The following is a 12,345-nucleotide window of genomic DNA, read 5'->3' as shown; positions in this document are numbered from 1 at the left end:
GATAACTGATATGCGGTTCGCGAGCGTGGCGAAACGCGGTTCAACTGCTCTCTACTACTCCTAACTGCTCTCTACTACTCCTGATCCCCGCAGCCTGGCGACTTCATCGCCTGGCGTAACGCCAAAGAAGCGTTTGAACTCCCGACTGAACTGCGACGGACTTTCGTACCCCACCTGTATGGACGCCACATTGGCTTTCAGCCCGTCATGCACCATCAGTAAACGCGCCTTGTGCAGCCGATAGGACTTCAGGTACTGCACGGGCGAAGTGTTGGTGACCGCCTTGAAGTTATGGTGAAACGCCGACACGCTCATGTTCACTTCCGCTGCCAACCGTTCCACGTTCAGGTTGTCTGCATAATAGTTTTCGATATAGCGCAGCGCGCGAGCGATCTGGCTGAAATGGCTGTAGCGGTTCATCAGCGCCTGTAAGGAATCGCCGCAGGGGCCGCACAGCACATGGTAGAGGATTTCCCGCACCATCCACGGCCCCAGCACCCTGGCGTCGCGCGCGTTCGCCATCGCCTCCAGCAATCGCTCCGTCGCACACAGGATCGCCTCGTTAAGCGGCACGCTGTTGATACCGGCGGTATCGGACCGCCGCTTCTCGCCGCAGTTGTCATCCCCCATCTCGATTAGCAGATCTTGCAGAATTGGGATATCCACCCGGATGGAGATACCAACCAGCGGGTTTTCCGGGCTGGCGAAACTTTCACACTCGAACGGCAGCGGCACCGTCATCAGCAGGTAGTTGTCCGGGTCATACTGGAAGACCTTGTCTCCCAGATACCCCACCTTGTGCCCCTGAAACATGATCACAATGCACGGGTCGTACAGCACCGGCGCCCGCGCGCCGTGGCGATCGATGTAAATCACCTTGACCTGCGGAATCGGAGTTTGACTGACGCCATTGCCGGCGGCGTACAGCATCGCCAGATTGACCAAACGCTGGCGTGAACTAAGATTTTGCATATGTTCATCTCTTACTAACAACGGAAATAAAGTGACATATATGGGCAATAGAATCACCCTTTTCTCCTAAGCTTTGCAGAAAAAGGCAATACATAGCGAGAAATGAGCATTGCCGGAATGCGGATGGACACCGAGAATAAAACCCACGGCCACACCGCGATGGCTACCATTGATATACGGTTCGCTCAGGTAACGGCTCAATCGTGAGCGCGGTGATGCCGTCAGCGAATGCCGAAAGCGGCGTTATCCGCGATTATCAGGACGACACGTCTGGTTGCGGTCAATCGTGGTGATAGCAGATAAAGACCCTGATTAACCACTGGAAGCACACAGGACGTAGCGATGGCGAAGCCTGGGGCGGCAATACCGCCGGTGCCTATCAATACGTCTACTACCCCATGTCCTGCCTGCGCTGTTACAGCAAGGCGTCAAACTGGACCAGTCACCTTAGAAGGGATTTATAACCATGCAGAATTTTACTCTCCATACCCCGACCAAAATCCTGTTCGGCGAAGGGCAAATCGCCAGTCTGGCCGATCAGATCCCGGCGGACGCCCGCATCCTGATCACCTACGGCGGCGGCAGCATCAAGAAAAACGGCGTGTTCGACCAGGTGATCAACGCGCTGAAAGGCCGTAACGTACTGGAGTTCTCCGGTATTGAACCAAACCCGACCTACGAAACGCTCATGAAGGCGGTTGAGATTGTCCGCAAGGAAAAAATCGACTTCCTGCTGGCCGTGGGCGGCGGTTCGGTCGCGGACGGCACCAAGTTCATCGCCGCTGCGGCACATTACACCGCCGCCGACGATCCGTGGCACATCCTGCAAACCTGGGGCGCGCAGATCGAAACCGCCACTCCGCTGGGCGTGGTACTGACCCTGCCGGCGACAGGCTCCGAGTCCAACAGCGGCGCGGTCATCACCCGTAAGAGCAGCGGCGACAAGCAGGCGTTCATGAATCCGCTGGTGTGCCCGCGCTTTGCCGTGCTCGACCCGGTAGTCACGTACACCTTGCCTGAACGTCAGATCGCCAACGGCGTGGTGGATGCCTTCGTCCATACCGTCGAACAGTACCTGACCTACCCGGCTAACGCCAAAGTACAGGACCGTTTCGCCGAAGGCCTGCTGCTGACGCTGATCGAAGAAGGTCCGCTCGCGCTGAAAGAGCAACACAACTACGACGTGCGCGCCAACGTGATGTGGAGCGCTACCATGGCGCTCAACGGCCTGATCGGCGCCGGCGTGCCGCAAGACTGGTCGACCCACATGCTGGGCCATGAAATCACCGCCATGCATGGACTGGACCACGCCCAGACGCTGGCTATCGTGCTGCCGGCAATGCTCAATGAGCGCCGCGTCCAGAAACGTGAAAAACTGCTGCAATACGCGGAACGCGTCTGGAATCTGCGTGATGGCTCCGAAGACCAGCGCATTGATGCGGCCATCGCCGCCACCCGCGCTTTCTTCGAACAGATGGGCGTACCGACTCGCTTGTCCGACTACCAACTGGACGGCAGCTCCATTCCGGCAATGGTGGCGAAGCTGGAAGAGCACGGCATGACCGCGCTGGGCGAGCACCACGACATCACGCTGGACATCAGTCGCCGCGTGTACGAAGCCGCCCGCTAACCGCGGCTGGTGACTTTCGACTACACTTAAAAACATGCCGCCGCTGGCGCTCAGGCACTGCCTGATGTGAAAACCGGCATTCAGACGCCGCCGTCCCAGGCGGCGTCTTTGTCTCATCGCCACAGTGCCGCCATGCCCCCCCGCTATCTCTCCCGGGCGCTGAAGGCACATAACAAGGAGAATGACATGACGATGCAACCTCTGGTTAAACTGGCTGACGGCAATATCATGCCCCAGCTAGGGCTTGGCGTCTGGCAGGCCAGCAACGAACAGGCCGCTGCAGCCGTTACCGAAGCTCTGAACATCGGCTATCGCGCCATTGATACCGCCGCTATTTATAAGAACGAAACGGGTGTCGGCAAAGCGTTACAGCAAACCGATATCCCGCGCAGCGATATTTTTATCACCACCAAACTGTGGAACAGCGATCAGGCGCATCCGCGTCAGGCGCTGGAGGAAAGCCTGCGCAAACTGCAGTTGGAGTACGTCGACCTGTATCTGATCCATTGGCCGCTGCCGGAGCAGAACACCTACGTCGAAGCCTGGCGCGGACTGCTCAATCTCAGAGAACAGGGGCTGGCGAAAAGCGTCGGCGTCTGTAATTTCAATCCGCACCACCTGCAACGCCTGAAAGAAGAAACCGGCGTGATGCCGGTCATCAATCAGATCGAGCTGCACCCGTTATTCCAGCAACGCATGCTGCACACCTGGAACACCACCCACCACATTCAGACCGAGTCCTGGAGCCCGCTGGCGCAGGGCGGAGAAGGCGTATTCGACCACCCGGTGATCCACGCGCTGGCGAAAAAATACGGTAAAACGCCGGCGCAGATCGTGATCCGCTGGCATCTTGACTGCGGTCTGGTGGTGATCCCCAAATCCGTTACCCCGGCGCGTATTCGGGAAAATTTCGAGGTGTTTGACTTCCGGCTGGAGAAAGAAGAACTAAGCGAAGTGGCAACGCTTGACTGCGGCAAGCGACTGGGGCCGGACCCGGATCAGCCGCGCACCGATGCGCCGCGCAAAGACTAGCGCCGCGCCCGTTCCTGTCGCCCACGTCTGACGCGCGGGCGACGTCCGTCAGGGCTGCGCTATCCGTTGGAAGCTTGCGCCACCAGTTGAGCGATGGAGCCGCGATCGGCCATTTCCAGCGTGTGGCTGTAATACAGGAACGGGAACTGCGGCGTGGAGAACTGGCCGAAATACACCAGCAGTTCCACATCGTTTTCTACCCAGACGGTGTCTTTCCAGCCGCTGTCCTCCGGCGGCGTCAGGCCGCCGTTCACGCTACGCACCAGAAACGCCGCGCCCTGAACGTGGAACGGTTGCGGCTGGTCGGCGTGCACAATCCAACGCTCATAGCGCCCGACCTGCGTCTGTACATCAACACGATTCATGTCCCACATGGCGCCGTTGATGCCCGGCAGGCTGTCGCCGAGGCGAAATTCGCGCGTCCGGCTGACCGCGCCGTCGATGATATTGTCGGCCAGCAGGCGCATCGGCAGAGTGTTGGTCACCAGCGGCAGCAGGCCGGTGGGCCTCAGGGTCAGAATTGCCGACGACACCAGAATATTGGAGGGTTCAAACAATCCGCGCAGCCGCTGCATGATGCTGGCGGATTCGCCGGCGGTCAGCGTCGCCTCGTTGCCCTGAGACATATCGACCAGCACTTCACGGCGCTCGCCGGGTGCCAGCGACATCTGGTTCAACGCCATCGGCGCGGGCAGAAAACCCTGATCGTTGGCAATCAGGTGCAGCGGCCGGCCGTCGCTCATGCGCATCACATAGCGGCGGGCGTTGGAGGCGTTGAGCAAGCGCAGGCGAACCCAGCCGCGGGAGACTTCCACATACGGGTTGCGCGCGCCGTTCACCAGCAGCGTATCCCCCATAAAACCGCCGCTGCTGGGCGGGTTGTACAGCGGCGCGCCAAAGTTATCCAGCCGCTTGTCCTGGATAATCAGCGGGAAATCATCCACGCCGTAATGATTGGGAATCGGCAGCGACTTGCTGAGACTATCTTCCACCAGCCACAGGCCGGCCAGACCGTTATAGACGTGCGGCGCCATGCGGTTGGGCGTATTGGCGTGATACCAGCAAGTGGCCGCCGCCTGACGTACCGGCAACACCGGCGACCAGTCCATATTAGGCTGAATCATGCGGCCGGCGCCGCCCATCAGCGAACCCGGAACCTGCAGGCCGCTGACGGTCATCGACACCGGTTCATTCAGGCGGTTGCTGTAAATCAGCTTGACGTCGTCATTGCTGAACACCCGCACCGTCGGGCCAAGATAACGGCCGTTAAACCCCCATACCGGGTTTTTCCGCTCGCCGGAGAAGGACCAGTGCGCCCGTTGCATGGTCAAAAAGACCGGCTGCCCGCGGCGGGATTCCAGCAGAGGGGGAACAGGCAGTGGGTTTTTCCCGCCGTCGGCTCTGGCCGTCAGCGGCATTGCACCCGCGCACAGCGCAATGCCCGAAGCCTGAATAAACTGACGCCGACTCAATGACATAATGACTCCGAAAACCTGTTCAATCCTTTACTCCATTCCGGGCCGTAACACCGCCCGCAGGGTCACGCCGCGCATCCTCGCGCTGACTTAGCGTTTTTCCGCCGCTTCGCGCTGTGCGACTTCCGCGTCCAGCTGTGCGATTTTCGCCGCCATCAGGTCATGGCAATAAGCGGCCAGTTCGCGGACCTGTTCTTTACCGTAAGCGCTACAGTCAATCGGCGGCAGTATCTCGACAATCACATGCCCGTTATTCCAGCGGTTCAGCTTCACTTTTTTATGGGTGCTGGACACGCAGATCGGCACCACCGGCACGCCGGCGGCAATCGCGGCATGGAACGCGCCGGTTTTGAACGGCAGCAGGCCGCGCCCGCGGCTGCGAGTGCCTTCCGGAAACATCCACACCGAAATGTTGCGCTCTTGAATATGCTTCACCACCTGCGAGATGGTGCCATGCGCTTTGGCGCGGTTATCCCGGTCAATCAGCAGATTGCCGGAAAGCCAGTACAACGGGCCGAAAAACGGGATCCACACCAGGCTCTTCTTGCCCACGGTCACGGTGCCCGGAATCGCCGCATTCGACGCCGTCACCATGTCATAGTTGTTCTGATGGTTGGCGATATAAATACAGTTGCCGTCAAAGTGAGACGGCTGCGGATAGCGGACTTCCACCTTCAGACCAAACACCACCGACAAACGCCCGAACAGGCGGCCAAACCGGGAAACATGACGGGGATCTTTCGGGGTAAACAGGCAGTAAACCAACCCTGCCAGACAGAGCACTACGGAATAAACGATCACCACCAAAAACCGGAGAATGAATAACATAGCAACCTCATTAGCCAACAGCCGCCGCTAGTATAGCGGCTTCGCGATAAAACACACGGCGAACCTTGCCGCGGCAGATCGCGTTGTCCACCCAAAAGCGGCTATTGGACGTACAGGGAAAGACGAAAAGGAAATCACGACGGGAAATGCCGCCCCGGCATCGGCGCCCATCAAAAAACAGGGCGCCCCGTTTACGGCCCGCCGCTCGCAACGACGGGCCGCCAGCCTACAGGAAGAACTATTCTTCACTGCTGCCGGCGCTGGCGATGCCGGCCGGCGCGTCAACCTCGATACGATCGACGCGTTGCAGACCGCGCGGCAGCGCCGTGCCTTTACAGCCCCGGCTGGCCTGATATTTCTGCAGTTCTTCCGGGCGCAACGAGTACTTGCGTTTGCCGGCATGCAGCGTGATGGTGGATTGTGGTGCGATCGGCATCAGCCACAAGATCCGATCGTCGCCGCTGGCCAGCTGCGCCGCCGGGATCGAGACGATCTTGTTGCCCTTGCCTTTGGACAGCTCCGGCAGGTCGGCTACCGGGAACAGCAGCATGCGGCCGGCCGCGGTCACGGTCAGCAACAAGTCATCGTCACGCTGAAGCTCCAGCGGCGGCAGCACGTGCGCATTGTCCGGCAGGGTCAGCACCGCTTTACCCACCCGGTTGCGGGCCACCAGATCGGCAAAGGTACAGATAAAGCCGTAACCGGCGTCGGAGGCCAGCAGTAGCCGCTGGTTGTCCGCCGCCATCAGCACCTGCTCGATGGTGGCGCCCGGCGGCAGCGTCAGCTTACCGGTCAACGGCTCGCCCTGACCACGCGCCGACGGCAGCGTGAGCGGATCCAGCGCATAGCTGCGCCCGGTGGAATCCATGAACACCACCGGCTGGTTGCTTTTGCCGCGGGCGGCGGCACGGTAGGCGTCGCCGGCCTTGTAACTCAGGCCGGACGGGTCGATGTCGTGCCCCTTGGCGCTACGCACCCAGCCCATTTCCGACAGCACGATGGTCACCGGTTCGGAAGGAGACAGGTCATGTTCGCTCATGGCTTTGGCTTCGCCGCGTTCATGCAACGGCGAACGACGCTCATCGCCGTAGGCTTTGGCGTCTTCCTGAATCTCTTTCTTCAGCAAGCTGTTCATTTTGCGCTCAGACGCCAACAGCGCCTGGATCTGATCGCGTTCTTTAGCCAGATCGTCCTGCTCGCCGCGGATCTTCATCTCTTCCAGCTTGGCCAAATGACGCAATTTCAGTTCCAGAATCGCTTCGGCCTGGGTATCGCTCAGTCCGAACTTCGCCATCAGCACCGGCTTCGGCTCATCTTCGTTGCGGATGATATGAATGACTTCATCAATGTTCAGGAACGCAATCAGCAAGCCTTCCAGAATATGCAGGCGCTTGAGCACCTTATCCAGCCGGAAGTTCAAACGGCGGCGCACGGTGTCGCGGCGGAACGCCAGCCACTCGGTCAGGATTTCCCGCAGCCCTTTCACACTGGGGCGGCCATCCAGGCCGATCATATTCATGTTGATACGGTAGCTTTTTTCCAGATCGGTGGTGGCGAACAGGTGGTTCATCACCAGATCCAGATCGATACGGTTGGAACGCGGCACCAGCACCAGCCGGGTCGGGTTCTCATGGTCGGACTCGTCGCGCAGATCGTCGATCATCGGCAACTTCTTGGCGCGCATCTGGCTGGCGATTTGCTCCAGCACCCGCGCCCCCGACACCTGGTGCGGCAGCGCGGTGATCACCACGCTACCGTCTTCTTTTTTCCATACCGCCCGCATACGCACCGAGCCGCGGCCGCTTTCGTACATTTTGCGGGTTTCGTCGCGCGGGGTGATGATTTCCGCCTCGGTGGGGAAATCCGGTCCCTGCACGTAGCGCAGCAGCGCGTCCAGTTGGGTGTCCGGCTCATCGATCAGCGCTACCGCCGCCGCCGCCACTTCACGCACGTTGTGCGGCGGAATATCGGTGGCCATGCCGACCGCGATGCCGGTGGTGCCGTTGAGCAGGATGTTGGGCAAACGGGCAGGCAGCATCTTCGGCTCCTGCATCGTGCCGTCAAAGTTCGGCACGTAATCCACCGTCCCCTGACCCAGCTCGCCCAGCAGCACTTCGGCATACTTCGACAAACGAGATTCGGTATAACGCATGGCGGCGAACGATTTGGGATCGTCCGGCGCCCCCCAGTTGCCCTGACCGTCCACCAGCGGGTAGCGGTAGGAGAAGGGTTGCGCCATCAGCACCATCGCCTCGTAACAGGCGCTGTCGCCGTGCGGATGGTATTTACCCAGCACGTCGCCCACCGTACGGGCGGATTTCTTGAATTTAGCGCTGGCGCTCAGCCCCAGTTCAGACATCGCATACACGATACGGCGCTGAACCGGCTTGAGGCCGTCGCCAATAAAGGGGAGCGCCCGGTCCATGATGACGTACATGGAGTAGTTGAGATAGGCGTTCTCGGTAAACGTGTGCAGCGCAAGACGCTCTGCGCCGTCATGAGTCATGTCACTCATTGATAATCCTTAAACCGTGGCGTTTCGCCATGTTCAAAAAACTCGCTTAATTTTTACGCGATAAGCCACGTGGTGGCAAAAGCTGCCCGGATAGTACCGCAAGTCGTGTCTCTCTTCACTGCATCCCGTTGCCGCGACGCCTTGCCCCGGTTCAAAACCGACGATTATTGACGATTCGGCAACAGTGTTGTGCGCCACGGCACATTTTTCTTCGTTAATCCGGCGGCTAGACTGGCTTCCAGCACATGCTTATTTATGCCATTCGAGGTCATCAGCCATGCATAACGTACTCATCATCAACGCCGGAAAATCTTTTGGTCATTCCAAAGGCGAACTCAACCGTACCCTGACGGACGTCGCCGCGTCTTTCCTGCGCGACAAAGGTCGCCACGTCCGCATCACCACGGTGGACGAAGGCTACGACATCGAACAGGAAGTGCAGAATTTCCTGTGGGCCGACGCCGTCATCTACCAGATGCCGGGCTGGTGGATGGGCGCGCCGTGGATCCTAAAAAAATACATCGACGATGTGTTCACCGCCGGACACGGCTCCCTGTACGCCAGCGACGGCCGCACCCGCGCGGACGCCAGCAAGAAATACGGCTCCGGCGGCTTGTTGCAGGGCAAACACTACCTGCTGTCGCTGACCTGGAACGCACCGCTGGAAGCCTTTACCGACCCCGATCAGTTCTTCCACGGCGTCGGCGTGGATGGCGTGTACCTGCCGTTCCACAAAGCCAACCAGTTCATCGGCCTGTCGTCGCTGCCGACGTTTATCTGCAACGACGTCATCAAGCAGCCGGACGTGGAACAAGACATCGCCCGCTACCGCGCACACCTTGATCAGGTTTTCGCCTGATTCCGGCGATATCGCCTTAATTTACCCTCGGCGCGGCTTCCGCTTCACGGCTAGAGCGGATGCTGCGCCATTTTTTCGCTCAGAAAATCCAGAAAACTGACGATCCGGCTGGCCAGCGCGGTGTTGCGGTAGAACACCGCATTGACCGGCAGGCGCATCTCCAGCGTGTCGTCGGCCAGAATCTGCACCAGCCGACCAGCCGCCACATCATCGCGGGTCATGAAATCCGACAGCCGTACAATGCCTTCTCCCCGCAGCGCCAGCTGGCGCAACATTTCACCGTTGGACGCCGCAATCGTCGGCACGATCGGGTAATAATCACCAAATGCGCTGCGTAGCGGCCAGAGATTAAGCGACTCGGACTGGGTAAACCCCAGCAAGGTGTGACCGGCCAGCGCCTCCACGCCGAGCGGCGTACCGTGACGGCTCAGGTATTCCGGGCTGGCCAGAATCCGCAGCCGGGTGGCGCCCAGCGGCCGGGCATGGATGCTGGAATCACGCAGTTCACCGATACGAATCGCAACATCGGTATGCTGTTCCAGCAAATCGATAATCACGTCGTCAGTATTCAGCTCCAGCGAAATACAGGGATAACGGCGGCGAAACTCCGGGATCAGCGGCACGATCACATGCTGCATGAACGACGCGGCGGCGTTGATGCGCAACCGCCCGCTGGGTTTCCTGCGACGTAGCGCAATCTGCTCTTCCGCCAGTTCCACCGTCTGCAACACATCCCGCGCATGTTGCAAGAATATCTGCCCTTCTTCCGACAACGCCAGACGGCGGGTGGTGCGGTGCAGCAGCGTCATACCGAGCTTGCTTTCCAGACGACCCAGCGCCCGGCTGATCCCGGACGTGGTCTGCCCCAGCTGTCCAGCCGCGGCGGTGACGGACCCGCAGTCCACCACCACCACGAATGCCTGCATCTCTTCCAGCGTGACTTTCATCGTGCCCGGGCGTCAGACGTCAAGTTCAGCCTTGTCGCCCTTCTCCTGCAGCCAGTTGCGGCGGTCTTCGGCGCGCTTTTTCGCCAGCAGCATGTCCATGGTCGCCAGCGTCTGTTCGATGTCCTGCTCGTTGATGGTGAGCTGCACCAGACGACGGGTGTTAGGGTCCAGCGTGGTTTCACGCAGCTGCATCGGGTTCATTTCCCCCAGCCCTTTGAAACGCTGGACATTAGGCTTGCCTTTCTTGCGTTTGAGCTGTTCCAGAATGCCGGCTTTCTCTTCTTCATCCAGCGCGTAATACACCTCTTTGCCGAGGTCGATACGGTACAACGGCGGCATAGCGACATGAACATGACCGCCCTGCACCAACGCGCGGAAATGGCGTACGAACAGCGCGCACAGCAGTGTGGCAATGTGCAGCCCGTCCGAATCCGCATCCGCCAGAATACACACCTTGCCGTAACGCAGCTGGCTCAGGTCGTCACTGTCCGGATCGATGCCGATCGCCACCGAAATATCATGCACTTCCTGCGACGCCAACACTTCGTCCGACGACACTTCCCAGGTGTTGAGGATCTTGCCCTTGAGCGGCATGATCGCCTGGTACTCGCGGTCACGCGCCTGCTTGGCGGAGCCGCCCGCCGAGTCCCCTTCCACCAGGAACAGTTCGGTCTTGCTCAGGTCCTGCGAAGTACAGTCCGCCAGCTTGCCGGGCAGCGCCGGGCCGCTGGTGAGTTTCTTGCGCACCACTTTCTTGGCGGCGCGCATACGGCGCTGGGCGCTGGAGATCGCCATCTCCGCCAGTTGTTCCGCCGCCTGCACGTTCTGGTTCAGCCACAGGCTGAACGCATCTTTCACCACGCCGGAGACAAACGCCGCCGACTGGCGCGACGACAGCCGCTCTTTGGTCTGGCCGGCGAACTGCGGGTCCTGCATCTTCAGCGACAGCACATAGGCGCAGCGCTCCCAGATGTCTTCGGCGCTGAGCTTGACGCCGCGCGGCAGTATATTGCGGAATTCACAGAACTCGCGCATCGCGTCCAGCAGCCCTTGCCGCAGTCCGTTGACGTGGGTGCCGCCTTGTAAGGTCGGGATCAGGTTGACGTAGCTTTCGGTCAGCAGTTCGCCGCCTTCCGGCAGCCACAGCAGCGCCCATTCCACCGCTTCGGTGTCGCCGGGAATCGTGCCGATAAACGGTTTTTCCGGCAGCGTCGGCAGCCCGTTGACCGCTTCGCACAGGTAATCGCTAAGACCGCCCTGATAGCACCAGCGCTGTTCGGTGTCGTTTACGCCGTCTTTGAAGACGATTTCCACCCCCGGACACAGCACCGCCTTGGCTTTCAGCAAATGCGTCAGGGACAGTACGGAAAAGCGCGGGCTATCGAAGAATGAAGCATCCGGCCAGAAATGCACGCGTGTACCGGTGTTGCGGCGTCCGCAGGTGCCGGTCACCGTCAGTTCCTGTACCTTGTCGCCATTTTCAAAGGCGATGTCGTAGACCTGACCGTCGCGGCGCACCGTCACTTCCACTCGGGTGGACAGCGCGTTGACCACGGAAATCCCCACCCCGTGCAGGCCGCCGGAAAATTGGTAGTTTTTGTTGGAGAATTTGCCCCCGGCATGCAGGCGGCACAGGATCAGCTCGACGGCGGGAACGCCCTCTTCCGGGTGGATGTCCACCGGCATCCCGCGCCCGTCGTCAATCACTTCCAGCGACTGATCGGGGTGCAGAATCACATCGATGCGACGAGCGTGACCAGCCAGCGCCTCATCGACGCTGTTATCAATGACCTCTTGTCCCAGATGGTTGGGACGGGTGGTATCGGTATACATCCCCGGACGGCGGCGCACCGGCTCCAGCCCGCTGAGGACTTCAATCGCATCAGCGTTATAACTTGATTGCGTCATGGTTAGAATGAATGTTGTCGTTGTTTGAAAGTCAGACGGTATCCCGCGATTATACGTGGCGCAGGCACAACGCCAAGCGTCGATTATCAGGGTGAAAACGCCGTAAAAGCGCGTTGACCAACCTGACATAACGGGATACGGGTGATGATGGGCGCCGACCGCTCACCGCGGCCGCGCCG

General features: G+C 59.9%; 9 protein-coding genes. 3 read left to right on the top strand and 6 right to left on the bottom strand.

Annotated elements, in window-relative coordinates; genetic code table 11:
• Positions 1 to 60: 60 nt before the first annotated feature.
• On the bottom strand, positions 61 to 972 hold the full coding sequence (locus DDA898_RS02195; RefSeq protein WP_038910061.1) for an AraC family transcriptional regulator: 912 nt from the start codon (positions 970 to 972) through the stop codon (positions 61 to 63).
• Positions 973 to 1,438: 466 nt separating this feature from the next.
• Between DDA898_RS02195 and yqhD the strand changes: the two genes are divergently transcribed.
• Both yqhD and dkgA read left to right on the top strand, forming a co-directional pair.
• The gene (gene yqhD, locus DDA898_RS02190; protein WP_038910060.1) at positions 1,439 to 2,602 is read left to right on the top strand and encodes an alcohol dehydrogenase; all 1,164 of its coding nucleotides are present in this window, start codon (positions 1,439 to 1,441) and stop codon (positions 2,600 to 2,602) included.
• A 186-nt stretch (positions 2,603 to 2,788) separates the two neighbouring features.
• Positions 2,789 to 3,634 carry a 2,5-didehydrogluconate reductase DkgA gene (gene dkgA, locus DDA898_RS02185; protein ID WP_038912393.1) on the top strand — a complete coding sequence of 282 codons (846 nt, stop codon included), beginning with the start codon at positions 2,789 to 2,791 and terminating at the stop codon, positions 3,632 to 3,634.
• A 59-nt stretch (positions 3,635 to 3,693) separates the two neighbouring features.
• Here the strand turns inward: dkgA and ftsP are convergent, their stop codons facing one another.
• From ftsP to parC, 3 genes are all read right to left on the bottom strand, one after another.
• Positions 3,694 to 5,112: a cell division protein FtsP gene (ftsP, locus tag DDA898_RS02180; protein ID WP_038910059.1), complete on the bottom strand. Its 1,419-nt coding sequence runs from the start codon at positions 5,110 to 5,112 to the stop codon at positions 3,694 to 3,696.
• An 87-nt stretch (positions 5,113 to 5,199) separates the two neighbouring features.
• Complete coding sequence (locus tag DDA898_RS02175) at positions 5,200 to 5,937, bottom strand: 1-acylglycerol-3-phosphate O-acyltransferase (protein WP_038910058.1); 738 nt, start codon at positions 5,935 to 5,937, stop codon at positions 5,200 to 5,202.
• A 238-nt stretch (positions 5,938 to 6,175) separates the two neighbouring features.
• Complete coding sequence (parC, locus tag DDA898_RS02170) at positions 6,176 to 8,452, bottom strand: DNA topoisomerase IV subunit A (RefSeq protein WP_038910057.1); 2,277 nt, start codon at positions 8,450 to 8,452, stop codon at positions 6,176 to 6,178.
• Between the two features lie 277 nt (positions 8,453 to 8,729).
• Here parC and DDA898_RS02165 point away from each other — a divergent pair, with 277 nt between their 5' ends.
• Entirely contained in the window at positions 8,730 to 9,311 is a 582-nt protein-coding gene (locus tag DDA898_RS02165; protein WP_013316054.1) for an NAD(P)H-dependent oxidoreductase, read from the top strand.
• 50 nt (positions 9,312 to 9,361) lie between these two features.
• Here DDA898_RS02165 and DDA898_RS02160 read toward each other — a convergent pair whose 3' ends face one another.
• Both DDA898_RS02160 and parE read right to left on the bottom strand, forming a co-directional pair.
• Positions 9,362 to 10,258: a LysR family transcriptional regulator gene (locus tag DDA898_RS02160; RefSeq protein WP_013316053.1), complete on the bottom strand. Its 897-nt coding sequence runs from the start codon at positions 10,256 to 10,258 to the stop codon at positions 9,362 to 9,364.
• 12 nt (positions 10,259 to 10,270) lie between these two features.
• Positions 10,271 to 12,166 (bottom strand): DNA topoisomerase IV subunit B, encoded by a 1,896-nt coding sequence (parE, locus tag DDA898_RS02155; RefSeq protein WP_038900095.1) that lies wholly within the window; start codon positions 12,164 to 12,166, stop codon positions 10,271 to 10,273.
• Positions 12,167 to 12,345: the final 179 nt, after the last annotated feature.

This window comes from Dickeya dadantii NCPPB 898 (assembly GCF_000406145.1).
GTDB lineage: Bacteria > Pseudomonadota > Gammaproteobacteria > Enterobacterales > Enterobacteriaceae > Dickeya > Dickeya dadantii.
The sequence above is the reverse complement of the archived record's forward strand: the minus strand, read 5'-3'. Positions and strand labels throughout refer to the sequence as shown.

Bases quoted from the DNA above. Each gene is read 5' to 3' on its own strand.
- DDA898_RS02195 (WP_038910061.1), bottom strand. From the start codon at position 972: ATGCAAAATCTTAGTTCACGCCAGCGTTTGGTCAATCTGGCGATGCTG.
- yqhD (WP_038910060.1), top strand. From the start codon at position 1,439: ATGCAGAATTTTACTCTCCATACCCCGACCAAAATCCTGTTCGGCGAA.
- dkgA (WP_038912393.1), top strand. From the start codon at position 2,789: ATGACGATGCAACCTCTGGTTAAACTGGCTGACGGCAATATCATGCCC.
- ftsP (WP_038910059.1), bottom strand. From the start codon at position 5,112: ATGTCATTGAGTCGGCGTCAGTTTATTCAGGCTTCGGGCATTGCGCTG.
- DDA898_RS02175 (WP_038910058.1), bottom strand. From the start codon at position 5,937: ATGTTATTCATTCTCCGGTTTTTGGTGGTGATCGTTTATTCCGTAGTG.
- parC (WP_038910057.1), bottom strand. From the start codon at position 8,452: ATGAGTGACATGACTCATGACGGCGCAGAGCGTCTTGCGCTGCACACG.
- DDA898_RS02165 (WP_013316054.1), top strand. From the start codon at position 8,730: ATGCATAACGTACTCATCATCAACGCCGGAAAATCTTTTGGTCATTCC.
- DDA898_RS02160 (WP_013316053.1), bottom strand. From the start codon at position 10,258: ATGAAAGTCACGCTGGAAGAGATGCAGGCATTCGTGGTGGTGGTGGAC.
- parE (WP_038900095.1), bottom strand. From the start codon at position 12,166: ATGACGCAATCAAGTTATAACGCTGATGCGATTGAAGTCCTCAGCGGG.